Source organism: Candidatus Methanomethylophilaceae archaeon, assembly GCA_017524805.1.
Lineage (GTDB): Archaea > Thermoplasmatota > Thermoplasmata > Methanomassiliicoccales > Methanomethylophilaceae > Methanoprimaticola.
On the sequence record JAFXUX010000007.1, the window covers coordinates 23,545 to 49,262 of the forward strand.

18 protein-coding genes and 1 pseudogene are annotated in these 25,718 nt (G+C 54.3%); 9 read left to right on the top strand and 10 right to left on the bottom strand.

The window, feature by feature from the left end:
- Window positions 1–306 precede the first annotated feature (306 nt).
- The gene (locus IKP20_01425; GenBank protein MBR4503629.1) at window positions 307–2,172 is read left to right on the top strand and encodes a cobalamin-dependent protein; all 1,866 of its coding nucleotides are present in this window, start codon (window positions 307–309) and stop codon (window positions 2,170–2,172) included.
- A 103-nt stretch (window positions 2,173–2,275) separates the two neighbouring features.
- Window positions 2,276–2,983 carry a DUF2284 domain-containing protein gene (locus IKP20_01430; protein MBR4503630.1) on the top strand — a complete coding sequence of 236 codons (708 nt, stop codon included), beginning with the start codon at window positions 2,276–2,278 and terminating at the stop codon, window positions 2,981–2,983.
- Here IKP20_01430 and IKP20_01435 read toward each other — a convergent pair.
- Together IKP20_01435 and IKP20_01440 are read right to left on the bottom strand one after the other, a co-directional pair.
- A complete protein-coding gene (locus IKP20_01435; protein MBR4503631.1) occupies window positions 2,917–3,081 on the bottom strand; it encodes a 4Fe-4S binding protein in 165 nt (54 codons plus the stop codon). The genes IKP20_01430 and IKP20_01435 overlap by 67 nt on opposite strands.
- A gap of 94 nt (window positions 3,082–3,175) precedes the next feature.
- Window positions 3,176–3,340 carry a 4Fe-4S binding protein gene (locus IKP20_01440; GenBank protein MBR4503632.1) on the bottom strand — a complete coding sequence of 55 codons (165 nt, stop codon included), beginning with the start codon at window positions 3,338–3,340 and terminating at the stop codon, window positions 3,176–3,178.
- Window positions 3,341–3,749: 409 nt separating this feature from the next.
- Here IKP20_01440 and IKP20_01445 point away from each other — a divergent pair, with 409 nt between their 5' ends.
- A complete protein-coding gene (locus tag IKP20_01445; GenBank protein MBR4503633.1) occupies window positions 3,750–4,412 on the top strand; it encodes an HAD-IB family phosphatase in 663 nt (220 codons plus the stop codon).
- 28 nt (window positions 4,413–4,440) lie between these two features.
- Here IKP20_01445 and IKP20_01450 read toward each other — a convergent pair whose 3' ends face one another.
- Window positions 4,441–5,115 carry a hypothetical protein gene (locus IKP20_01450; GenBank protein MBR4503634.1) on the bottom strand — a complete coding sequence of 225 codons (675 nt, stop codon included), beginning with the start codon at window positions 5,113–5,115 and terminating at the stop codon, window positions 4,441–4,443.
- Window positions 5,116–5,120: 5 nt separating this feature from the next.
- On the bottom strand, window positions 5,121–5,699 hold the full coding sequence (locus IKP20_01455) for an MBL fold metallo-hydrolase (GenBank protein MBR4503635.1): 579 nt from the start codon (window positions 5,697–5,699) through the stop codon (window positions 5,121–5,123).
- Window positions 5,700–5,797: 98 nt separating this feature from the next.
- On the opposite strand from IKP20_01455, the gene IKP20_01460 reads away from it, so the two are divergent.
- Window positions 5,798–6,406: a methyltransferase gene (locus IKP20_01460; GenBank protein ID MBR4503636.1), complete on the top strand. Its 609-nt coding sequence runs from the start codon at window positions 5,798–5,800 to the stop codon at window positions 6,404–6,406.
- Between the two features lie 43 nt (window positions 6,407–6,449).
- Window positions 6,450–7,535, top strand: a complete 1,086-nt coding sequence (locus tag IKP20_01465; GenBank protein ID MBR4503637.1) for a transglutaminase domain-containing protein — start codon at window positions 6,450–6,452, stop codon at window positions 7,533–7,535.
- Between the two features lie 33 nt (window positions 7,536–7,568).
- On the opposite strand, the gene cadA is transcribed toward IKP20_01465, so the two are convergent.
- Complete coding sequence (gene cadA, locus IKP20_01470) at window positions 7,569–9,506, bottom strand: cadmium-translocating P-type ATPase (GenBank protein ID MBR4503638.1); 1,938 nt, start codon at window positions 9,504–9,506, stop codon at window positions 7,569–7,571.
- 166 nt (window positions 9,507–9,672) lie between these two features.
- Here cadA and IKP20_01475 point away from each other — a divergent pair, with 166 nt between their 5' ends.
- Window positions 9,673–10,209, top strand: coding sequence for a TetR/AcrR family transcriptional regulator (locus IKP20_01475; GenBank protein ID MBR4503639.1), 537 nt, complete (start codon window positions 9,673–9,675; stop codon window positions 10,207–10,209).
- A 33-nt stretch (window positions 10,210–10,242) separates the two neighbouring features.
- On the opposite strand, the gene gatE is transcribed toward IKP20_01475, so the two are convergent.
- Entirely contained in the window at window positions 10,243–12,111 is a 1,869-nt protein-coding gene (gatE, locus tag IKP20_01480) for a Glu-tRNA(Gln) amidotransferase subunit GatE (GenBank protein ID MBR4503640.1), read from the bottom strand.
- Window positions 12,107–13,402: pseudogene (gene gatD, locus IKP20_01485) on the bottom strand (Glu-tRNA(Gln) amidotransferase subunit GatD). Before gatD ends, gatE begins: the two are co-directional and overlap by 5 nt.
- A gap of 103 nt (window positions 13,403–13,505) precedes the next feature.
- Between gatD and hypB the strand changes: the two are divergent.
- Genes hypB through IKP20_01500 form a run of 3 tightly spaced genes read left to right on the top strand, consistent with a single transcriptional unit; the run spans window position 13,506 to window position 16,865 of the window.
- The gene (gene hypB, locus IKP20_01490) at window positions 13,506–14,156 is read left to right on the top strand and encodes a hydrogenase nickel incorporation protein HypB (protein ID MBR4503641.1); all 651 of its coding nucleotides are present in this window, start codon (window positions 13,506–13,508) and stop codon (window positions 14,154–14,156) included.
- Between the two features lie 4 nt (window positions 14,157–14,160).
- Window positions 14,161–15,483 carry a phosphoribosylamine--glycine ligase gene (purD, locus tag IKP20_01495; GenBank protein ID MBR4503642.1) on the top strand — a complete coding sequence of 441 codons (1,323 nt, stop codon included), beginning with the start codon at window positions 14,161–14,163 and terminating at the stop codon, window positions 15,481–15,483.
- 11 nt (window positions 15,484–15,494) lie between these two features.
- On the top strand, window positions 15,495–16,865 hold the full coding sequence (locus IKP20_01500; GenBank protein MBR4503643.1) for a hypothetical protein: 1,371 nt from the start codon (window positions 15,495–15,497) through the stop codon (window positions 16,863–16,865).
- A gap of 90 nt (window positions 16,866–16,955) precedes the next feature.
- Here the strand turns inward: IKP20_01500 and IKP20_01505 are convergent, their stop codons facing one another.
- The 3 genes from IKP20_01505 to IKP20_01515 form a co-directional block, all read right to left on the bottom strand.
- Window positions 16,956–19,199, bottom strand: coding sequence for a leucine-rich repeat protein (locus tag IKP20_01505; protein MBR4503644.1), 2,244 nt, complete (start codon window positions 19,197–19,199; stop codon window positions 16,956–16,958).
- Between the two features lie 185 nt (window positions 19,200–19,384).
- Window positions 19,385–20,179 (bottom strand): hypothetical protein, encoded by a 795-nt coding sequence (locus IKP20_01510; GenBank protein ID MBR4503645.1) that lies wholly within the window; start codon window positions 20,177–20,179, stop codon window positions 19,385–19,387.
- Window positions 20,176–25,716, bottom strand: coding sequence for a hypothetical protein (locus tag IKP20_01515; protein ID MBR4503646.1), 5,541 nt, complete (start codon window positions 25,714–25,716; stop codon window positions 20,176–20,178). The genes IKP20_01510 and IKP20_01515 overlap by 4 nt, the downstream gene beginning before the upstream one ends.
- Between the last annotated feature and the right edge of the window lie 2 nt (window positions 25,717–25,718).

Here is a 25,718-nt window from a genome sequence, read left to right on the forward strand (position 1 = left end):
ACTATCGACTTCGTCCCGTCGGCCAGCAGATTCCCGTCCGCGTCGCATTTTCCTATGTATTTTCTCTTCTGGCGGGATTTCTTCGTCTCGGGATCCCATTCTGACTCGGCCTCGTACAGATAATAGTTATTGCGAATCTTCTGTACAACGTTATAAGACATGTAATAACATTATAATCAAAACAGTATAAATAATGTCTCTGATTAAATATTATTTATATAATAAATAGTTATTAAATTAATAACCTCCGTGTTTTGATGCATCGGTTTAGCCGTTTGAGGGACATGTCATATCAGAGGCTTTGAAATGGTTGCCACAGATGCGATAGGAAACATAGCGGTCAACAGCACCCCTGACATCGAGGAAATAATCTCCGATGTGAAGGACTGCATACTGAAATACAAGATCAACAACATGGCACCCTGCCTGAACAGGGCCATAGAAGCGGGGATCGCCCCCGAAATCCTCCTCAACAAGGGGATGATAGCCGCGATGGACGAGATCGGAGAGGGCTTCAAACAGAACATGGTTTTCATGCCCCAGATGCTCATAGCGGCGAAGACCATGCAGATCGGACTCAAGATTCTCGAGCCCTTCCTGAAATCCTCTGACAGCTGCTCCCCCAGAGGAAAGGCGATCGTCGGGTCCGTCATGGGAGACGTCCACGACATAGGGAAGAACCTCGTCACTGTCATGCTCCAGGGCGCTGGATTCTCCGTCAAGGATCTGGGCGCCGACGTCCCGCCCGAGAAATTCATCGAGGAAATGGACAGGGACCCGGCCGTCAGCGTTGTTGCCTGCTCCTCATCCATGACCCCTACCCGCGAATCCCTGAAAGAGACCGTCGACCTCCTTAACGCCAGGCCGGACAGAGCAAACTTCGGGATCTTTGTCGGAGGCGCCACTATGGACCAGTCCTTCTGCGACAAAATCGGCGCAGACGTATACACCGAGGACGCCGCTTCCGCCGCCAAGAGGGCATCGGAATACGCATCCGGGCTGTCCATCAAGACCGTCGGAGAGAAAGCCAGAGAAGAGGCCCTCAGAAAGGTTGCCAAAGCCCAGGAGACCAGAGCCCAGGAATCCGCCGAACCCGCCAGCCGCCGCCACCTTGAGCCCCCGATGATCCTAAAACTCAAAGCGGAAGGCAGATACGACAGAGAGAAGCTCAGCATCTGGGACAATCTCCAGGAGTGGCTCAAGCACGACGAGGGCTGCCCCGACGCATTCCTCAACCAGTACTTCTTCGATGTGCTGTTCGACCCCGTCATGATGAACTCCAGGAACCTCGTCGACGAGTTCGTCGACCCCAAGCCCGTCTACATGGACGGGTGGGGAGTCACCCATTCCATCCCCAAGGGATCCGCCGGTTCCCACCCTGAAGAGGGCGAAGACGTCCTCGTCATCAAGGACATAACCAAGTGGAAAGAGCAGGTCAAAGGACAGCCCATGACTTCTGGATTCCCCGAGGAAGCTTGGGATCTCGCCAAACAGCAGATGAAAGCCGCAGAGGATGCCGGACGCCCCTATGCCATCCCCATGTTCCCCGGGCTCTTCGAAAGGACCCACTTCCTCATGGGGATGAAGCAGGCCCTGACCGCATTCTACGAGCATCCTGAAGAGATGCACGAGCTCATCGACTGGGTCGTCGACTGGGAATGCAGATCGCTGGACGAGGTCATGGCCCACACCCACGCGCCCATCCTCTTCCACCACGACGACTGGGGAACCGCCATCAACTCCTTCCTGGACCCCGCTACCCACAGGGAGTTCTTCCTCGAGCCCTACAAGAAAATCTACCAGCACTTCAGAGACCTGGGCGGAAAGGTCGTCATCCACCATTCCGACTCCTACGCGGCCAATCTGGTCGAGATCGACATCGAAGCCGGCGTGGACATCTGGCAGGGGCCCGTCAGCTCCAACAACATCGACGAGCTCATCGACAAATACGGGGACAGGTTCCTCTTCATGGGCGGCATCGACAACGCAGAGATCGACCTCCCCGACTGGACCGAGGAAGGCGTCGAGGAATTCGTCAGGCAAAGGATCGAGAGGAACGGATGCAGGAGCTACATCCCCTGCCTGACCCGCGGCCTCGGATTCTCCATCGTGCCCGGCGTTTACGACGCTGTGACCAGAGCCATAGACAAAATCTCCAAGGAGAAATTCTGAAACTTCAAAGCCTCCGGGCCCTCGATTCCATGCGGATCGGGGGCCTTCAAACGCTTCACGGATTCTCCGGAGTCCGCTTATTCTATGATTCTGCGGTGGGGATATGGATCTGGAAAAATTTGAATCTCTGCGCAGCCCGCGCATAACTTTCGTGAGCGAATTCAGCCTGGCCGATGCCGGGATCAGAGTCGACGAAAGCATAAGGTCTTACTGCGAGCAGAACCTGTGCGGAATGTGCGGAAAGAACTGGGCGTGCCCGCCGTACGTACCATCGGTCGAGATCTGCAGAAACATCGTCGCATCATACGGCGGCATGATTCTGATAAGAACCACATTTCCGAGAACGAGCCTGTTCGATCTGGAAGAGATGGATGCGGCCTCCGAAGAACACCACTCCGTCGTCAAAGCGATAAGGAAAGAATTCAGAGAGAAATGCGAGGGCAAGACGATGATTCTGTCGGCAGGCGGATGCAGGAACTGCCGGGAATGCAGCTGCCCGAAAGAGCCGTGCAGAGACCCGAAAAACAAGATGAACTCTATAGAGTCGTATGCCATCGATCTGGATTCTTTCCTCATCAAAAACAGGATTCCGCGCCGGGGAGGCAGCGATGAGCAGTCGTTCTTCGCCATGGTGCTTTTCCGACTTTCGAAAAGAGGGAGATGGTCCGAACCGGAATCATCTGGAATGAAACGCAAAAATAGATGGGCTAAGGTGCCGGCGAAAATAGGCCGGCGTTTATGGCATCACTGCTGGATCGCAGACGAGGGGCACTCGTCGACGCAGGTCCCGCAGTCGACGCATTTGGACTGATCGACAACGGCAACTTCGTCAATGGTTATGGCGCTGGCAGGACAAATGTCCGCGCATGCTCCGCAGCCTACGCACTCAGACTCATTGATGGTGACCATATTATACCTCAAAAACGCGCTAATATAGGCCCTATATTTAAGCGTGGTGAAGAAACAAAGAAAAAGTAATGGGGGCCGGAAACCGGCCTGAGTTTCACTGGGTGATAGCGGACGAGGGGCACTCGTCGACGCAAGCTCCGCAGTCAACGCATTTTCCAGCGTCGATGATTGCGATGTCGTCGACAGTGATCGCTTCGTTGGGGCAGACGTCCGCGCATGCTCCGCAGCCGACGCACTCAGATTCGTTTACTGTAACCATTTCAATTACCTCAAGGAGACTATTGACGGCACCCTATTTAAGATTTATGATAAATATGTTTAGGGAAAACTAAAAAGTTTCTTTTATCAATATAGTATCGATATTTATAGTATAAATTATATTGATTTTCTAATCAATAATTACCTCACAAAGCAAATAGTCGCACACAGCTACTTTAAGAGCGAAGAAAAAGGCCAGACATGAAAAGCTGAGCTGTAAGAAAACCGGCTGATTGTAAGACAAAAATAAAAAATATAGGCATAATATATGTTAATTAAACTTAAAAATATTCAATTTTATATTATAAATAACTTTATTTTCAATATATTATCTTCTATTCTTGTATGACAGGCGAGATTTGTCTTACAAAAGCAGAATCCCATATACTACCGAAAAATATACCTCCCGCATGAGAAAATACGACCTCGTCTGCTTCGATATGGACGGCGTCCTGACAAAAGTGCGCAGCTCATGGGCTTGGGTGCACGAATGCTTCGGAGTCGACAGCGAACCCAATTACAGAGCGTTCTGCAACGGCGAGATCGATGAGAAAGAGTTCATGAGACGCGACATCGCCCTTTGGAAAGGAGTCAACCCTGACGTCAGCATAAGGGACATAGCCGTCCTGTTCCGCGACATGCCCCTGATCGGCGGAATCCAGGAGACCATAGCCTGCCTGAACGAGTGCAGGATCAAGAGCTACATAGTCAGCGGCGGGATCGATCTGGCCGCAGAGATGCTGACCAAAGAATACGGATTCGATGGTTACGTGGCGGACCACATATGCACGGATCCCTCGGGGAAGCTCACCGGAGAGGGCATAGTTGTCGTGGACTTGTCGGACAAAGGACTCAGCGTAAGACCTCTGATAGAGAAGTTCGGCACGGCAAAAGAAAGGACCGCATCGATCGGGAACTCGTTCACAGACATCAGAATGTTCGAATCCACCGGGATGTCGATAGCCTTCAACCCCACCGATCCGTACACGGAAGAGGCCGCCACTTACACAGTGAAATCTGACAACCTGTCAGACGTCCTCGACTACATCCTCGAAGACGATTCGCCTGCATAAGAAGGACGGGGAAACCCCGCCCAAAGTTTCATTCGTCGTCATCGTCGAGGATGTAATCGTTCTCGTCGAACTCCTCGTCGTCATCGCTCTGGATAATGTCGTAGCGTTTGGACCTGATTTTGCCGTAGATCCTGGTTATGTCCCTGGCCTCGGCGGAGCCTCTCTTGACCAGGCTGTTCTTCGTCTTTATCGCGTGGATAAGGCAGTTGAAATCGTCGAACTCGAGCTGGGTACCCACGATAAATTCGTCATCGGGCTCGGCTTCGACCCTCAGGGAATACGTCTTCCTGTTGTCGTTGACCGAAACTTTGATGCTGAGGACATCGAACTGCTTCACCCACAGCTTCTTGACATCCGTGGCGAGAGCTTTTTTCTTGGTGGATCCGTTTGCGACATCGATGTGGGTGACGCAGACCCTCCTCCCGTCGTCCATGAAGAACTCGTCGTCCACGGCTATTATCTCGTTGCTTTCGATGGTCGTCTTGGCTGACGTCGATACGTCGCCGTCGCTGAATACCACCGGGACTTCGATCAGCTCGGGTATCTTGACAGTCTCCGAAGTGACTCTTCCGCATTCGTTGCATCTGAAAGTGCCTTCGATGGAGGCCTTCCCCATTTTGCCTTTGAGTATCTGATGCTCGGTGTAGTCGTCGCAGACCGGGCATTCGTAGTACAACGTATCAGGCATTGGTCTCTGTATCATATTGATCACCTGTCCGTCATGAACGGGAACCCATGCCCCGGGATGACTACGTCGGCGTAATCCCTGATGTTCTTAATACTTTGCAAAGCTAGGTCGGGATCGGTGTTGAGTCTGGGTGGAATCATCTTCCTGAAATTGTCCTCCAGTGGGACCGCATCCCCGGCGATGACGTAATGCCTGTCCGAATCCACGAACACGGAGCAGTGCTCCGGACAATGCCCGGGAGTGTGGACCATCCTGACGCCCTGGCATATCCTTATCTCCTCGCCGTTAACGACTTTGGCGCCGGGTATTTCAGCATCGGATCCGGAATGGATGATGACCTCCGCGTTGCGGTAGAGATCCAGATTCTCCGTGTGGTCGCTGTGGGCGTGGGTGAGGATCACTGTGTCAACGTCCTTCGGGAAAACGCCGATCTGCTTGAACGAGGTCCTCACCGCCGGCCTCAGATACTCCGTGCTTGGGTCGACGACTATGATCCTGTCCCCGGACCGGACAAGGACCGACGTGGAATCCGCTTTCAGGATGCTTCCGTCTTCGTTGCGGATAAGATTCCCCACGGCTAGGATGTCCAACTGAATCATATTTGAAGCCACGCGGGACGGATATTTCATCTGTTCGCCCGCGGCAGAGCCCGAACCATCATGGATACGGTTATAACCGCTTCTGACGTCGTCATAGCATGAGATACAGGCCGGAATTCCGCGTCGCCGAAGATCCCGATGTATATCCGCCGTCCGAGGACAGCATCCTGCTGATAGAATCGTTGGAGGTGCATCCAGGCGAAAGGGTGCTGGAGATTGGCTGCGGCTCCGGGATCGTCTCGATGCATTGCGCCGCGGAAGGCTGCGAAGTTGTCGCCGGGGACATCAACCCGAAGGCCGTGGATCTTGCTCGCAGGAACCTCGCCGACAACAATCTTCCCGCGGATGTTAAGGAAACCGACGTGTACAGCGCCATAGAAGGGCGTTTCGACACTATAGTTTTCAATCTCCCCTATCTCCCGGTGGACGAGGAAGGCTTGCTGGCAAAGGCATGGTCCGGAGGCCCCGACGGTTTGGGACCTCTGCCTGAGCTTCTTAGGGGGGCCCCCGAGCACCTCAATGAAGGCGGAAGAGTCGTCATAGTCGTGTCTTCATTGATGGACCAATCCTCTCTCGGAGACGTTTTGGAAGGGCATGACATAAGAATCCTCGGGAAGACCAAGCTGTTCTTCGAGGAGCTTTCCGTGGTTGAGATTCGTAATCTCCGAAAGGGCAAACATCAGAACGAAATAGTCGCACGCGAATAATGGAAAGCAGCGGGATGCCCGCCTGAAACTCCGGAGGATAACGATGTTCGACCTAGGAAAAGCGATAATGGATGCCGTCGGCATGGTCATGGAAAATATGAATCAGGCCAACCAGAAGAAGGAGACGCAAACGAAGCCCGCCCCCAAAGTGGAAGAAAAGACCTCGAACTTCAACACCAAGGCCAACTTCACCCCGGAACTTAACTTCGGAAGGGTCTGGCGCCTCAATCGCTCGCTTCTCTCGCCCCAGGATCAGAGCCTCTACGATGCCATCAACGAAGCAACATCGAGATGCATCCCCTCCGTCAGGATCCAATGCGAAGGCACCCCGGACGTCAAACATCTCATGAACGTGACCCTCGCCCTGATAGAGGACGACCCCTCCCTTTTCTACGTCGATTCGGGCATCACCGTGAAGTCCAACGGACGCGTGGCGGATATCGAGTTCAAGTACAACCGCTTCATGAATAACAAAGATGGGTACTTGGAGAGGATGAAGGACGTCACCGCCCAGATCTACGAGAAAATAGTGAAGAACTGCCCCGACGCATACAGCGCCGAATTAGCGATCCACGACTATTTCACGAAAAGCATGGTCTATGACGGCTCCGACGACGTCGCCTCCCACAGCATGGCCGGGCCTCTCCTCACCGGTAAGGGAGTGTGCGAGGGGATATCCGAGGCGTACTGCTTCGTGGCCAACGCCTGCGGGCTCAAAACGTCCATGATGTCCGGGGAGCTTGAGGGCGTGGGCCACCGCTGGAACATAATCGAGATCGCCGGGAAGAGATACCATCTGGACGTCACCTCGGATCTCGGCGGCCTGCACGCGTTCTTCAACTGCAACGACGCCAGGATGCGCCAGACCCACGAGTTCGACAAGAAATGCGACTGCCTCTCCATGGAGTACAATTATTACAGCGTCGCCAGGACCAGATTCGACGACATGAACGAGGCCGAGACATTCATCCGCCAGAGCGCGGCCAGCGTGCCTTCGTCCTTCGAGTTCATGGTCGAGAGCAACCCGGACCCCCAGTCCATAGGGAAAGCGGTCCAGGGCGGCCTCAGAAAATCCGCCAGAATCAGCATCACCAGCAAAAACGGATGCTACAAAGTGGACCTTAAATGACGGGTATCCCCGGACCGGCCGGGGACCCCGTTTTCATGCCGCCGTTTCGGAAGAGTTCCCGGCGGCCTGCGGAACAGGAGGCCTGCTCTTCTTCTCGCCGGGATATTTCCTGTCGTACAGCAGCGCCGCCAGCGCGACCACGAAGCATGATCCCGCGTTGTGGACCAGAGCGCCGGTAGTGGGGTTAAGGATCCCGGTCACGGACGCTATGATCGCGACGAAATTGATGCACATCGATATCGTGATGGCCGTCTTTATCGTGCTGACGGCGGAGTTCGAGAGCCACTTGAGATAGGGAATCTTCGATATGTCGTCCGTCATCAGGGCGATGTCCGCGGCTTCCACGGCTATGTCGCTTCCCATGGCGCCCATGGCGACGCCCACATCCGCGGATTTCAAAGCTGGGGCGTCATTCACTCCGTCCCCGATCATGCATACCTTTGACTTTTCTTTCATCTCGGCTATGCATGACAGCTTGTCCTCGGGAAGGAGCTCCGATTTCACCTCGGAAACACCTGCTTTGGAAGCGAAATAATCCGCAGCCGCGGCGCTGTCGCCGGTGAGGAGCACGGTCCTGACGCCCATCGAGTTCAGCTCCGATATCACGCGGGCAGTTTCGGGGCGGATGGAATCCGAAAGCCCGATCACGCCCAGCGGCCTGCCGCCGGACACGACCGCGACGGACGCTTTCCCTTCGGATCTGAGCCTGTCCAGTGCGCTCTGGATATCGCCCGGGACAGCGGAATCCCCGAATGCGAACGCCTGGCTCCCTACGCGGAGAACGTTACCGCCGACGTCCGCCTGGACCCCTTTCCCGGCCTGCATCCTGAAACCGGAGCATTCCGGGACGTCCATGCCGCGGCTTTCCGCTTCGGCGGCTATGGCTCTCCCGATCGGGTGCTCGCTCCTACGCTCGGCTGAGGCCGCCGCGGCCAGAAGCTCGGACTCGGATACCCCCGGGACGGCGATGATATCGCTGACTTTCAGCCTCCCTTCCGTGAGCGTGCCGGTCTTGTCGAACGCTATGGTGTCAACGGCGCCCATGTTCTCGAGGGCCACTCCCGACTTCACTATGACGCCGTGCTTCGTGGCCTGGCCTATGGCGGCCATTATTGCGGTCGGTGTGGCCAGAACGAGGGCGCACGGGCAGAATACGACCAGAACGGTGACTGCGCGGACGATCTCCCCCGTGACGAAATACGCGGCGACCGCTATCAGAGCGGCGATCGGCACGAGCCAGCTCGCCCATTTGTCCGCTATGCGCTGGGTTTTGGCCTGATTGTTCTCGGCATCCTCGACCATGCGTATGAGCCTCTGTAGGGAGCTGTCCTCCCCGTCTTTCGTCACTTCGATGTCGATGGATCCGAACCTGTTGACGGTGCCGCTGTAAACGGTGTCTCCGGGAGATTTGTCCACAGGAAGGCTCTCGCCGGTCATCACGGACTGGTCCATGGTGGTCTCCCCCGACAGAACCTTACCGTCGACGGGGACCGTCTCCCCCGGGATCACGCGTATGATGTCTCCGACGCGGATGTCCTCCACCGGCACGGAAATCTCTTTCCCGTCCACGATCTTCCTTCCGGTCTCGGGAACGAGCGCCATGAGGTTCCTTAGGCCTTTCTTCGCCCTCTCCGTGGTCATGTCCTCGAGGATAGCCCCGATCTCCATGATGAACGCGACCTCTCCCGCCGCGAACAGATCGCCTATGAATATGGCGGCGAACATGGCGATGGTTATCAGAAGAGCCGAAGAGATCTTGCTGATCCCTTTGTTGTAGATTATGCGCCATACCGAGAGGTACAGAAGCGGGATCCCGCATATGAAAACGCAGACCCACGCGAGATTCTCTCCCTCCGGGTATCCTATGCGCGGAAGTATGAATGATGCCGCGAGGAACAGCCCGCCGACTATCGTCATCGGGAGGCCCGCGAGCAGATCGTTGAAACGTTTCAGCGCAGAGACTTCAGCCATAATCCTACCATATCGTACGCTATATAAATAACTGAACATATTGTTCAATATCTTATTATCGATACAGAAATGATAATATCGGATGCATCACGGAACCTATCGGATGGCTCGGTGCGTATGCTATAATTTAGAAATCATAATAACGGACCTGCGGATACGGAACCCGATGGATCGCCGCCAATCCAAAACCAGAAAAGCCGTCTTCAACGCTTTCGTTGAGCTCCTGAGCGAGAAAGGGTATTCGAACATAACCATACAGGACATAATCACTCGCGCCGACATCGGAAGGAGCACGTTCTACTCCCATTTCCAGACCAAGGATGACCTCTTGAATGCCCTTTGCGAAAGCATATTCGACCATGCGTTCTCGGAGAGCGCCACCAAGGAAGAAACCCATGATTTCTCCGGCCGCAAAGACCTCAAGGACGAGCTTACCCACATCCTGTATCATCTGGACGAAAGCAGAGGGTACGTGGAAGGCATCCTGGCCAGCGAAAGCGGGGATGTCTTCATGCGCTGTTTCAGAGACCATCTCAGAGAAGTGTTCGAAAAAGAGATTAAAAAGGCGCCCGACGGCATACCCATCGAATACGCCATAGAAAGATGCGCATGGGACTTCTCGGAAACCGTGCGCTGGTGGATGTCCCACGGCGACTATTCGCCCGAAGAGGTCGTCGGTTTCTTCTGGCACTATATAGGATGAGAAAGATGGCGGCGGGGGTCTCCCCCCACCCGGTCATCCCAAAAGTTTCTGTATTGCCTCGGTCAGCAGCTTGTTGACCTGCTTTCCGTCCAGCCTGCCTTTGAGAGCTCCCATGACGGGGCCCATAAGCGGGCCGACGGCGGCCATGCCCTTGGAGCGGACGAAATCCGCCCTCTCATTGACGATGCCTTCGATTATAGCCGCGGCTTCGCCCTCGTCTACGGCCTCCAGACCGAGCTTTCCTATCGAATCCTCGGCTGAAGTTCCCTTGGCCATCTCGCCCAATAACGCCGGAAGAGCTTCCTTGGCGAACTTGCCCTCCTTCAGAAGATCGAAGGCGTGGGCGAGAGAGTCGTCGGAGATCGCGGATACGTCGGCCCCGCCGCGCTCCATCTCGCTGAACGTGTTGAGCAAAGTCGTGGCGGCCACGGATGCCATCCCCTTGTCCGCGGCTATCCTCTCGAAGACCTCGTCCTGGCTCTGCCTGACTATCTGCCTGGCTTGCTGGACATTTATGCCGTAATCGCGCACCAGACGGGCCTCGATCTGCTCCGGGAACTCGGGCATGCTGTCCCTGATGTCCTTCATCATAACATCGGTTATGAGCGTGGGAGGAACATCGGTCTCAGGATACATCCTGGCCGCCCCCGGGAGCGGCCTGGAATACTTTGTGGTCCCGTCCGGAAGCGGGTCCCTTGTCTCTTCAGGCACGCCTTCCAAAGCTTCGTTGGCCCTGCTGACGGCCATCTCCAGCGCGTCTCTGGCCTTCTTCTCTTTGGCTGCGCAGATTACGAACGCGTCGTTCTCCCCGCTGACGCCGAGGAACTCCCTCAGCTTGCCGACATAGACCTGCTCAATGCCGTAGTTGGGAAGCTCATCGGAATGGAAGATTCCTTTGACGCCTTTGGTGCGGGCGCGCTGGGCCATCTCGGCCCCGAGCCTGAGGGTCCCTCCGTCGCCGTTCATGACGCCGGCGAATCCCGGCAGGCGCACGGCGAGGACTTTGCCCTTGTCCGAAAGGGCGCCTTTGATCACCTTGGATTCGCACCCGTCGAACACAGACGTGGCATCCACAATCTCGAAATCCGCAGGCTTCGTCCCTCTTTTGCTCAGAATATCTTTGACCCTGAGGAGCATCTTCTGCCTGCTGACCTCGTTCCTGACGTAATCCGGGATGAGCTTGAGATCCCCGACCCCTTTGAGCTCGATGCGGGCCCCTCCGGGGATGGAGATGTTAAGGTCCTGCCTGATGGTTCCCAGACCTCTCTTGACCCTCTTGGTGGCCCTCAGAAGCGTCCCGAGCCTGTATGCGACTTCCATGACTTCCTCGGGAGTCCTCATGTCGGGGCCGGTGGCCACTTCGATGAGAGGAATTCCCAGACGGTCGGTCCTCCAGACGACCTCGTCCGATTTCGTCTCTACCCTGCGGCACGCGTCCTCCTCCAGGCACACGGAAAGTATGGAGATTTTCCTGTCGCCTACCGAGACAGAACCGTCGGTGGATATCAGAGCGGTCCTCTGGAAACCGGAGGTGTTGGAACCATCGACGACGATCTTCCTCATGAAGTGAACCTCGTCTATGATGTTGGCACCCAGCATCTCCGAGAAAGTCAGGGCGATAGTCAGAGCGTCGTCGTTGACGTCGTGCGGAGGCTCCTCATCCAGCTCGACCAAACAGCTGGTCCCCTCGCAGCACTGGTATCTGTATCCCATATGCCTCTGGAACTGGGCCAGAGCGGCGCGGTCGATCTCTCCCATCTCCGAGGTAGTCGGCCTTAGCCTTCTGTAAATGTCCCCGAATCCTTCCTCGCAGAGCCTGGAGTCGCAGGAGCAGAACAGCTTCTTGGTGTCCAGCTGCTGGTGGATCTCGATCCCGCACATCATCTCGTACTCTTCGCTCATCTGCGGTCCTCCTGTCTGACATCTCGCCTGCGATGGGCGTCTTCATGAGGATTTTGGCCTCTTCCGGCGAGGAGGTGTTGGCCAGCGCCCACATCAGTTTGACGTAGGCGGTCTCGGGAAGCATGTCCAAGACGGTCACGACTCCCGCGGAAAGCATGTCCCTTCCGGTGTTGTACACGTTGAGGTTGGTCCTCCCGTTCAGGCACTGGGACGTCATCACGACCACCGTGCCCCTCTCGTTGGCCTTCCTGATCAGAGGTATCATGCCTTCGTTTACGTGGCCCAGACCGGAACCGGCGATAACTATCCCCTTGGATCTCATGAATATGTCCTCGAACATGAAAGGCTCCATCCCGGGGAAATACTGGAGCAGAACGCAGGACCTCTCCATCCCGATTATCGCCTTCGCCTGCCCTTTCGACACAGGCTCCCCGCTCCCGCTGAAGACGATCTTGCCGTCTTTGTCTATGTGAGCCACGGGAAGGGCGTTGATGCTTCTGAACGCGTCGCGTCTGGACGTATGCATCTTCCTGACTCTGGTACCGGCGTGCACCGCGAACGAATCGTCGCCCAAAGTGTCGTGCATAACCACGAACACCCCGGCGCGGTTCCCTTGGGTGCAGAACCTCGCGCAGGCGACCAGATTGCTGGATGCGTCCGATGACGGGCGGTCGGAAGACCTCTGCGCCCCCACCAGAACCACGGGCTTCGTTATTCCGCGCAGCATGAAGGAAAGCGCCGCAGCGGTGTATCCCATGGTATCCGTCCCATGGGGGATGATGACCCCGTCGGCCCCGTTGTTTATCTCCTGGGCGACGGCCTCCGCGAGCTCCTGCCAATGCTCCACGCCCATGTTCTCCGAGAATATGGAGAACAGAACCCTCGCGTCGATGTTGGCGATATCCCTGATCTCCGGCACGGCATTGACCATGTCCGAAGTGGAAAGCGCCGGATGGACCGCCCCCGTCCTGTAATCGACATAGGATGCGATGGTCCCGCCGGTCCCTATGAGGACGAGTTTTGGGAGACCTTTCCTGTATTCGACCTCCGCCTCTTTCCTCACCCTCTCTGCCGGCTTCTCCAAAACCTCTATCGAAGTGGAATCCGTTATCCTCACCCCGACGTTGTACCCGCTCTTCATCTTGAGGATGAGGATGTCGGGCGCGCTGAATTCATGGTGAGGCATCAGCGTTCCCACGAACGTCCTTCCGTCCCTGACGACGGACAGTTTAGCGCCTTCGGAAGCCCCTAAAGCTTCCAAGGCCTTTGAAAGTGCGTCTGAGTAGCTCATGCTGTTCGCCCAGACATGAGGGTCGCCGTTTATCACTATTCCTACGGATATCGGGGCGCCACGGCCAATATACATTATTAGGTTGCACGCTCTTCACGGTCTCATGCATATAGTCCAACCGGGGATGGAAATAGACGTCCTCAAGGAGAACAACAAAATCGCCAACGAGAATTGGCGCCTGATGAAGAGCCACGGCGTGAAATCAGTGGATTTCATGGGTTCGATAGGCGCCGGAAAAACCGCTCTGATCATAAAGCTGGCCGAGAAACTCAGGGCGAAAGGGATCCGCGTCTGCGCCATAGCCGGCGACGTCACCGGAAACGACGATTTCTCCAGGTTCGAGAGGTCCGGGATGGAAGCCGTCAACTGCAACACCAGCAAGGAATGCCATCTGGACGCGCGCCTCATCAGGAAATCCCTGGCCGGAATGAATCTCGACGATTTCGACGTAGTCTTCATAGAGAACGTCGGGAATCTGGTGTGCCCCGCGGATTTCCCGTTGGGAACGGATTACAGGGCAGTCGTCGTCTCCACAACCGAGGGCGATGACATGGTGCGCAAGCATCACGACATCTTCCTCCATTCGGACATCGCGATCCTCAACAAGATCGACATCGCATACGCGGTGGACGTGGATCCGGAGACCATCGTCGAAGATTACAACAAACTCACCGGAGGGCTGAAGAAGATGTACAAGTGCAGCGTCAAGAAAGACGAAGGCATCGACGAGATCCTTGCCGCGTTGGGGTTCTGATAGCATGAAATTCCTTACAGTGGGAGGAGGCGGAAGGGAGCACGCAGCGGTGGAAGCCCTTCGCAGATCCGGCGCGGAGATCTATGCGGCTATGAAGAACGCCAACCCCGGCATAATCGCCGCCTCGAAGAAGCACATACTGTGCGATGAAAAGGACTTCGCCAAGATCTGCGCTTTCGCGAAGGAGAACGGAGTCGAATACGCTTTCATCGGCCCGGAAGCCCCGTTGGAAGCGGGAATCGTGGATGCCTTGGAAAAGGAAGGGATAAAATGCGCCGCCCCGACCAAAGCCGCCGCGAGGATCGAGACCTCAAAGACCTTCATGAGGGAGCTCGTCAAGAAATACGGCATCGAGGGGAACCTCGGTTTCGCCCATTTCGATAACGCCGCCGACGCCGAGAAGTATCTGAAGACCATAGACCACGAAATCGTCGTGAAACCGGTGGGTCTCACCGGCGGAAAAGGGGTGAAGGTCCAGGGAGAGCACCTCCACAGCTTCGAGGACACCATGGGCTACATCCGCGAGATATTCGACAACAACATCGGCGGCGCCGGAGTGATCCTGGAGGAGAGGGCGATCGGCGAGGAATTCACCCAGATGGTGTTCGTAGATGGAAAGACTATAGTGCCGCTTCCGCTGGTCCAGGACCACAAAAGAGCGTACGAAGGAGACGTAGGGCCCAACACCGGCGGCATGGGCTCTTACACCGATTCGAACCATCTTCTCCCGTTCATAACCGAATCCGAAAGGCGCGAAGCACTCGCCATCCTGCAGAGCATAGTCGATGCGATGGCAAAAGAGGGATGCCCCTACCGCGGGACCATGTACGGGCAGTTCATGCTGACCGTCAGCGGGCCCAAAATCATCGAGATCAACGCCAGATTCGGGGACCCGGAGGCCATGAACGTACTCCCGATCCTCAAAACCGGGTTCGGGGACATCTGCAGGATGATGGCCACAGGAACCCTGAGCGGAAACGTGGAGTTCGAGAGGAAAGCCACAGTCTGCAAATACGTCGTGCCGAGAGGATATGGCGTGAAATCAGAGTCCGGGCATGAGATTTCCGTTGACGAAGAGGCCATCAGGAGATGCGGCGCCACGGTCTACTATGCCAACGTCGACGTGAAGGATGGAAAGCTGGTTACCGGCACGTCCAGATCCGTGGGCGTCATCGGCATCGCTGACACCCTCGAAGAGGCGGAATCCAACTGCGAAAAGGCTTTGGAATACGTCATATGCGACGCGATAGCGGTCCGCCACGACATCGGCACCCGCGCCCTCATCCAGAAAAGAGTGGACCACATGAAGGCGCTCAGATCCGCATGAAGCGCGTTTTGATGAAGATAGCCTATCTGGGGTCCGGATTCTCCGGGTCCCAGACCCAGCCTGGGAAACGCACGGTGGAATCCCAGGTTCTTTCCGACCTCAGGAAAGTATTGGGAACAGAAGACCCGTGCTTGGAGTTCTCCAGCCGCACCGACCGCGGCGTCAACGCCCTCGGAAATGCGATAGCGTTCGTCTCTCCCATGGACGATCTGAGGATTCTTTCCAAAGCCCTAAATTCGGTCACAGACGGAGTTTTTTACAGGCAATACTGCGGAATCGACGGGGAATTCAACGTCAGGCACGCATCCCGCCGCATATACCGCTACATCTTGGACGCAGATGGCATCGATTTCGATAAAGCAAAGGAATGCTGCGGACTGTTCGAAGGCACCCACGATTTCGTCAGGTTCTGCCGCTACGACGGCAAGCCGACGACTTTGACCATAGATAGACTACAGTGCTATTTGGAAAATAACACTATAGTGCTCCAATTCGAAGCCAGATACTATCTGTGGAACATGATACGCAGGATCGCGTCGGCAGTGGAATCCGTCGGCAGAGGGAAAACTGATGTATCTGAAGTGGAGGCTGCGCTCAACGGGAAGAACGCCACTTTCGGAGTCGGGCGCCCGGAATCGCTGACTCTTATGGATGTGCAGTACGACATGCTGAGCTTCGAAGACTCCGACCCAAGAGGAATCTCCGGAAGGAAAAAAGAAGGGCTGCGGGAAGCCGATCTGCTCAGAAGCTTCTACAGCTCCCTGCGAACCCCATTATACTCGCTTCATCATGACCATCCTATGGACAACCTCGAGCAGACGGCGAACAAGGCCGCGGAAGCCCTCGCAGAGATGGAAAGCTCCAGAGAAGAAGCTATAAGACGTTCCAGATCGGTCATCCGCCTGTCCAAAAATGTTATGCATGCCATCCACACAGGCGCTCAGCCGGACGGATCTCTCGGCGACATGAGAACCGAGATTCAATCGATGCTTGAAATCTGCGAAGACCCGGCGATCCTGATGTCAGGCCCCGTCCAAGATGCCATGGCAGAATTCGCCGAAGCCGAGATCATGCATGCCCTGGCATCCGGTTCTCCGGTGCAGGATTACTCCGGGCTGCACATAACGCCGTCCGCATGGATTCTGGGCCTCTGCGACTGCGAAGGCGAGATGAGACGCATGGTTGTGTCCGAGCTTATGGAAGGACACCTGGACGAAGCCAGAGTCGCATTCGGAAAGATGGAATCCCTGCATGAGATAATCATGGGCTTCGACATATCTGATGGCGTGGCGCAGGTCAGAAGGAAGCAGGACATCGCCAGAGGCGTCATGGACAGGACACGCTCGGACCTGCTCAATGCAACTTTGAAATATGCTCCATAAAGCCATAGTATACTGCTAGCGTTGACTATTAGATAAAAGGTTTAAAGGGGGCGGGATGCCCATAACTGGGAATCCCAAACCCGCATTACATCAAAACAGATGTATTATCCCGAAATAGTTCAATGCGATAGCTACCAAAAGAACAATTCCAACAATAGTTCCATAGGGAGGGAATATACACAACAGTATTCCAACTATAATTCCTGCTATCATAATGACCCAGTACCATATGTCTTTAGAGTCATCATCGGATTTCGAATCTTCCTCACTTTCAGGAAAATCTACATTGACATTACATATTGCAATCTTTCCATCCTGAGTATACGCAGACACTGTTGTGCTTCCACCACTTTTAGCAGTAATTTCACCGTCAGATACCGTTACAATTTTCGGATTCGAACTATTCCAGATTATTTTGCCTTTGTATTCTTCCGAAGAACCATTAAGAACAGTCAACGAAATAGATTCACTCTTTTGTAAAACAACATCACCCTTATTCAGTTTGATTCCACTGTTTGCGATGAGATTCGGACAACTGCTAAATGCTCCATCATCTATGGACTCAATAACAGGCATCGTAACCGATTTAAGTGAGCCGCATTCTGAAAAAGCGTATCCACTTATATGTTTAACAGAGGGCATCACGATTGAAACGAGCGATGCGCAATTCTTGAACTCACCAGTTTCTATTGATTCGATAGATGGATCCATAACTGCATTAACAGCTATTTTCTGCGACAACCCATTGAAATCCCTCAAAAGAGCATCATCGACGACAATAATACTGTCTCTTCCGTCCATGAATTTTTTGAGATCTTTCTCCATCTTTTCCTTAGAGATGTCAAACGTTTTGATAACATCTACCCTGAATTCATTTGCACCGGTATCTGGAGAGTTCGGGCAGTAAGCCGAATAATATGCGTCATGAGCATCGAAAGTGGTATACGTAATACTTGTACCGAGATAGTCCCCATTAGGGCTATACTTCTCCATCTGATAATAATCGACTCCCCCGAATACCCCGTACACAAGATAGCTTCCAACAGGTGCATACTTAAACTCCTGAGTCTTGACGATGCTAGTCCTTTTTTCGTGACTCTCAAATTTATCAACATCGGTTGAGTCAATTATACGCTCCCATCTCTCTTTGACACCTGTGTCCATAGTATTTTTGACATAATTTGCTAGTTCTATTATGCCGCCGACGCCTGAAATTGCCATTCCAGCAACCTGTGTACCTGGAATACAAGATACAATGGCTCCAATAGAAGATAATCCTGAAGATATTTCAGAGATGTCAATTCCTCCAGTATCAGCAATACGATTGGCTCCTGAAGAGACAGGTTCGTCCACATTGCCACTAATTAGAGCGCGTTCATATTCAGTGATCTCGTGTGTATTGGATATCTTAAAACGATCAGATGTCTCGATACTATGAGTCACGTATGTTGAAACTGAACGAATCTCTGTCTCACTCTCAGATTCTGAACGAGAGAAACCGCCAGAATTGTAAGCTTCCCAATACGTTCCCAAAAGAACATCGGTTGCTGTTCCAATGTAATACACACAGACTAGATTTCCATCGTCATCAGTTGTTGCATTGAAAAATATTGGATCTTTCACAGAATCTTTAGTTATCAGAACGGGACTGTATGATGGGAACAAATCGGAGTCATAATCGGCGTTTAAAGTCATGTTGCCGGTAGCTTTCCAATCCCAAGGATTGCCGTCTTTGTCAAACCATCCTTTAAAAGTATAATTATAACCGATACTCGGATTAAACCACCTTGCTTGTTCATCATTTGTCAGTACATGGGCATAACAATCCTCCCCCAAGTATGCATAATAAGTATGACTGCTCGAATAGCTCCCATAATTGACAGCTGAAAGATCCGTCTTTCCCGACACATAATTAAGAGTTATAACGCAAGCTACATCATAACACGCTTCAACTTGAATTGTAGTGCCTGCTTTCGGAACATATCCGACGAAATTGAATTCTTTTTCATTCAGCTTAAAACCTTTAAGAACATATTTGATACCACCACGATCTATCTCCCGATCAATATTGGGCTCGATAGTTATCGGTTTTCCAGCGGTATATGTGAATGCTTTGATCTCGCCGCTTATAGTTACTTCAATAATAGCGTACGTATCATCCGAATTAGATGCTAAAGATGAGACTCTCAAACTCTCACTGCTGTCATTATCAGCAAAAACTTGTTCAGAAGCAAGCAATACACACCCAATAATTGCAAATAATGCCATAACAGACACTATTGCAACCATCTGAGTGCAATCGGCCATAGAAATTCTATGCATTTCATCTTTCATATGTACCAATCTCATCCAACAGTTAGTCTTAATTTGCATAATGCCATTTATTTTTATCCGAATGTCGCACAGCATCTATTGAGCGTTCGTTTGCCTATCTACCATAGAATAGGCAAAAGTCACTGTGAATGCAAAAAAACAAGCAAAGCAGTTTATAAGAGGGGCCGAAACCCCTCCTAAAGGCATCAGCGCCTGGATTTGGGCTTTCCGAAGTTCTTTACGGGCTTCCTGTAGACCCAGACCAGCACGATGATCATTATTATGACAAAGAGCACGGCGAGCACGATGTACCAGGTGTAGTCGTTGTCCCCGACGTAGAAGTCATGCTTCTTGTCGAGCCCGTCGACGTTCACCACGCCGCCGTTGGCAGACTCCACCCAGAAGGTGTGCTTGCCCTTGGCGGCATCAGCGATCCAATCGTAGGAGACCGATCCGGTTCCCTTGTTGCTGACACTGAATGTAGTGTAGCTGTCGTCCATCTTCTGGCCGTCTACCCAGAAGTAGACGCCGTATCCCGAGAGATCCACGTTGGGGTCCTTGAGGGAAACCTGGGTGGTGAGGGTTATGGGCTTGACCGCTTTAATGACGAGAGTGTCGGTGACAGGATCGATATCCTTCTCTTCCTCGCCCTCGGTGACGGTTCCGGTATAGGTGACCTCAAGGGTGTAGGTTCCCGCATCCTGAGGCGCAGTGACGGTCAGAATCGTGGGGACTCCGCTGTCCACGTCGCCTACGGAAGGGGAGACCGCACCGGTGACGGTGTTGCCTTTGGAATCCACGAGCTTAGCGGAGAACATGATGTCCATCGTGGTGTGGTCGGAATCGGTGTAGATTATGGTGAAATCTGCGTCCTCATCGACCGCGATGACGGTCTTCTCTCCCTCTATGCTGTGGTATGCCCCATCGACCCCCGAGACGGGGATCAGGGCAAGGAGGGCCGCCGCCATGAAGGCAGCGACGATTGCGATTGTCTTATTCATCTGCGTGAGAACACCCCCCTCTTGCTTCCGAGCCAGAATACAGCTATGAGCATGAGTATTCCGACCGCGAGCAGGAACCAGATTCCTATTGGGACGCCGGATCTGCTGTTGAAGATGTTGTCTCCGCTGGCCTCCATGGAATCCATGCTGATGCTGATGTCCTCGGGCGACAAGCTGAGCGTGCTCTGCTTAGCGCCATCGACATACACATCTACAGTGCTGGAAGGCACGGTGGACGGAGAACTGCTGCTGGGCATGTTGGGCATGTACTTGACGTAGTAGACAGCGGTCTCGAGACCGTACAGGGTGAAGGTTTCGCCGCTGCTTCTGATGAGGCTCTGATCCTTATCGCATATGACGACGGACCATCCGCTGACTTCAGGGGCGGTAAACGAGACCGTCTTGGCGTAGTTGTCGAGGTTGACGATGGTGATCGCATACATGTACTCGGATGCGGAGACCTTATCGAGGATTCCCTCGTACTCTTCATATCTCTCGCCGGAGGTGAGGATCCTGACGCCCTTGGTTTCTTCGTGAGACGCGCTGTTCTCGGTGATCTTGAGGGTCTTGCTCTCGGATCCCGAAATGTTGGAGACGATGACGGTCATGCCGTCGGATCCCACTGCGACCAGCTCGTCATCGTAGACTCCGTTCACCGTGACGGAAGACGTGCTTCCTGCGGGTACGGTAACGCTGACGACCTTGGACAGGGACCAAGCGCTTCCGGGAGTGATGACATAGGTCATGGTCTTGGAGGAGCTGTTGGTGATGGAGACGGTGACGGTTCCATTTCCGTCCTTGAAGTCCGCGGATACGATGGATGCGCTGAAGGTCGCGTCCTCATCGACGACTTCCGATCCCTCTCCGGTCACGGCAACATTGACGACGGAACCGTTGGAGATTCCGGTGACATACTTGCTGGCGGAGTAGCTGTACTTCGTGTCGCTCACGGTCTTGGACGCATCGACGTCGAATATCGCGCTGGTCATGGTCGAAGGCATCTTGACCGTGAACTGTCCGTTCTCGATGGGGGAACGGATGCTGACGGTCTTGTTGTAATCGCTCACGAGAAGGGTACCGTCCGCGACGGCGCCGATGTAACCGGTGACGGTCATGGGCGCGATGTCTGCGGTCATGTCGATGGAGACAGGCGCGGTGCCTTCCGCAAGATCGATGGTCGCGTATTTGACGTTCGCATCGGATGCGGCGGACGCAGCTGAAGACAGATAGTAGATGAATCCGTCCTTGAAGTAGTAGTTGCTTCCGTCCTGGTAGTATTCGCCTTCATCTTCGTTGCAGTCGATCGTGAGGATGTCCGAATCGGCCTTGGTGATGGCGACCGAATGGGCATCGACGACTTCGAGCCCGGTGAATTCGGACTCTCCGGGGTAGACGTAAACGGTTCCGTTGAAGTATTTGCCCGCGGTGAGGACCTTAGCGGTGTACTGGCCGGGAGAGATCTGCTTGGTCTCGCCGGCGGCGAACGTGATGTCATCGCCGGTGCTGTAGGGCTCCAAGGTCATGTCGTAGCTGGAAGTTACTGACACAGGCTTGACGTAGTTGACAGGAGTGGAAGACTCGCTGTACTTGGAGATCGTGACATAACACGAAGTGTTGCTCTCCCCTGCGGCCACCGAGGTTGTCGCGGAAGGCCCGTGGAAGTATTCGTTCTCGATGGCGCCATCGTTGAAGGCCACTTTGCACTCCACGTTGTCGGGCACATAGAAGTTGGAGACACCAGAGGAGTTGGTCATTCCGTAGATCACGTAGTCGCTGTCCTTATAGGTGAAGGATATCGACGAGGTGACGTAGGCGAGTCCGACGTTTCCGGAGCTGGTTCCGCTGGCGTACCTGAGGTAGGCGCTGATCCTCCTTCCGTTGTCCAGAGTGACATCGCCCATGTCGTTGTCGGCGCTGACTGTAAGGGTCATAGCCGTAACCATGTCGGAACCGTTGTTGGCGTAGACCGTGTAGGTTCCCGCGGGGATGTATATGGTGAACTTTCCGTCCTCTCCGGCGGTGGCCGAGATGGACTGCTTCGCAGAGTTCTGGAAGATGATGGTCCCAGAGGTCACGCCGTCCCCGTCCTTGAGCACTCCGGTGACTTTGACGGAGTCGTACTCGGATACGGAGAGGGTGCCGTCGTAGGTTCCGAGCAGGATCTTGGATCCGCTCATTCCGTAGACGGTGTACTGCAGCTTGTCGGTGGCGAGGCTCTTGGGGATGCTGACCTTAGATCCGCCGTCATAGGTGACGGTGCTGAATTCTCCGGCGGAGAATGTAAGCGTGTTGGAGTTGGCCAGGGCGGTCTCGTCCGCCTGATAAGCGGTGATAGTCGCGGTCCTGTTGCCGCTGCTGATGTTGTACGTGGTCGACAAGGTGGTGATGTAGCCGTCCGCAAGCTGGAGCGAATACGTTCCGGGGAGGGCGGTGACGACTGCGGTACCATCCTCGATGGGAGCGGAATACTGGGCTCCGGTATTGACGTTCGTAGCGATCACGGTTCCGCCGTCGATCAGAGCGCCTTTGGCATCCTTGACGGTGGCGGTGATCGTCCTGGTGGTGGGCGAAATCACGAGTCCGGATACGCTCTTGCTGTCGTCGGAAGCCACGGTGAACTTAGAAGTCGCCAGTTTGGAAGCGGCTTTATCGTAGATCGTGACATCATACTGGCCTTCGAGCATGTTGTCGACGGAGAAAGTTCCGTCATCGGAATCGACAATGTATGTGGCGGCAGGCACAGAGCCGTTCTGGAACTCGAGCTTCATGGGGATTCCGGCGATGGCGCTGTCACCGGCATCGACCTGACCGGAAACGGTCACGGTGGGGATGGTGTAGGTTGCGGGAACCGTATCCCTGAAGGATGCTATCTCGACATTGCCAGACTTCAGAACCACTTTGTAGCTGTTGTCAGCGGGAACCACAAGGGAATACTTCCCATTCCTGACGGTGTCGACAGAGGTGAGAATATCCTTTCCGGCGGTGGAGTTGTGCACGTACAGCTCGGCGCGGATTCCATCGGCGCTAGTTCCGTTGTCGGTGATGACGCTTCCGCTTGCGATGTATGTGCCGGATCCGTCTCCGACATACTTGTAAAGCATGTAGGATCCGAGGTAGTTGATGGTCCCTCCTTCGGACTTCTGCTTGGATATAGCCTCGTCATAATCGATGTATTTCCAGTCGCTGTCGTCATCGGGGTTCTTGTCGGAAGTGTACCTGACAATCCACTTCTCAAGGCTGAAACCGGCCATCTCGACGGGGTTCGCCGCGATGGTTCCGTTGCTCATGGACAGGTCGTACAGATATCCGTAGGAGCTGGTTTCGCCGGCGTCTGAAGCCGATGGGCCGATGTATGCCTTCCAGAAGAAGGTGTCGTACATCTCATCGGTGTACATGGCGTATCCGTAGTACGCGTTGTAGCTGAAGAACTGGGAAGGAGCGCCGTATCCGTCCAGAGCATAATCGGCGAAGTATGCCAGACCAGAGAACTGATCGTTGCCGCCGTACTGCACGGGGACGAGCGTGGGATCGAGCAGGACATACGAGATCTTGTTGCCGGATCTGTCGCAGACCTTGTTGTAGGTATCGCAGATCTCCGTGAAACTCATGTTCTCGACCATCTCCTTCACGGACGCGAAGTAGAGGGCGTTCTCGTAGGAAACGTCGGATTTCAGCTTTCCGTAGTAGGAAGCGTTTTCCTCAAGCTCCTTGTAAAGGGCGCCCTTGTCGTTGCAATAAGTCTTGATGGTGTTGTACACGTTCTGATTGGAGAAATCCGAAGCGTAATTGTCGATGTTGCTGGAGGTGATGATGCGCATCATCATGGATGCGACCGCTCCGGACGAACCGTCCGAAAGCAGGACATGGGATATCGCCGAAGCGCCGTCTCCTGTGACATCGCCTACCGTCTTGAAATCGCCGGATGCTATCGCGTCATAAGTGTAATCGACGCGGCTCACAAGCGCCCCGGATTTGGCGTCGGCAGATTGGGAATCCCAAATCTGGCCCAGAGGGTAGCTTTCGCCTTCTTTGATCGTGAACTGGGTGTTGCCGTTGTAGAGAACGTTGTCGGAATCGTTGGTGGGAACCCCTGCGTCAAGCCCGTAGACGAGGTTGGGCACGAATACGAGCAGAGCGACGATGAGGATGGCCGCGAAGGGCAAAGACAGGAACTTCTTGGCGCTCTTGGTGATGCCGGCAGTCCTGACATCCTTGATCCAGCCCCTGACATCCGCGTATTTGACGAACTTGTAGAGGGCAGCTCCGGACGCGACGCCGAAGACGGATCCGATTGCCGCGGCGGTCCCGTAGGAATCCCAGACGGCAAAGAACAGGACGTACAGCCAGACGGTGATGAAGAGCCTGGCGGAAGAGCGGTCCTTTCTGATGAACACATATGTCTCGTAGACAGCGAGGCAGAAGGGAAGCCACATGGTGAGCCACCCGTAATAGGACGCCACATTGGACATGGACACGCGGGTGACGACGGCTTTGTCCATCAGGGCGGTATAGATGCTGTTCTTGCCTACGAAATCGCTGAACAGATCGGGGGCGCCGAAATACATCGCAACAAGAGCGATCAGGAATACGACGATAAGCGCGGGTATGCTGACCACCCAAGAGACATTCTTGAGGGCAAGGAAAGCCGCGCCGAAAGCCAGAGCGAAAATCGCGAGGATGCAGGGTCCGGAGAATGCCGCATCCCAAAGTCCGGCGGGTATGTAATAGACCGCGGACATCGCCAATCCGATGACCATCATCAGGGCGTAGGCCAGATAAGCTTCGACCATGGATTTGTTCTGGACGCGATAAACGACCATCTGAAGGAGCATAGCTCCTGCGACCACGGCGAACAGGACTCCGAAGCCGTTCCAAGTGAGAGCTGAGAGGCCCAGGAATATTCCGGCGATCACAGCGTTCAGCAGAACGGTCTTGCGCCCTTCGGAATCGATGGCTTTGGCGACCCTGAACATGAACAAGGACATGAAAGCCACGAGGAATGCCGCAAGAGCGAACTCGGTCCCGTTTGAGAACGCGGACGAAGCTATGGGGAGGGGAAGGAACGCGAAGATCAGAGCAGAGATGACTCCGATGAGCTTGTTGCCGAACATCTCCTTGGCGACAAGATACACAGGAATGCATGTCAGAGCGCCGATCACGGGGTTGAGTCCGCCCATAGCTGCTGATGCGGAAGTGAAGGATGCAATTCCCGCCGCGATGAAATCGTACAGAGGCGGGTATACATTGAGACCACCGAGAGGGTAGTTGACGGCGGCATCTGCTCCGATGGCATAAGTGCCGTTCAATATGCTTTCAACCACATGCAGATGATATTGAGCGCCCGAACCTCCAGACAACGCGAAATCGTTGTTCGCAGAGATGCCGTATGCGAACACCGTCCTGAGCAGCAAAGCTATTATGACGATGACGCAGAGGGAAAGGACGCCCCAGTGGGTTTTTAACCATCCATCGCCGCCGCTATTGCGGCTTACCTCCTTTTCAGAGGCGGATGGCGACTCATTTCCAATTTTGGGCATTC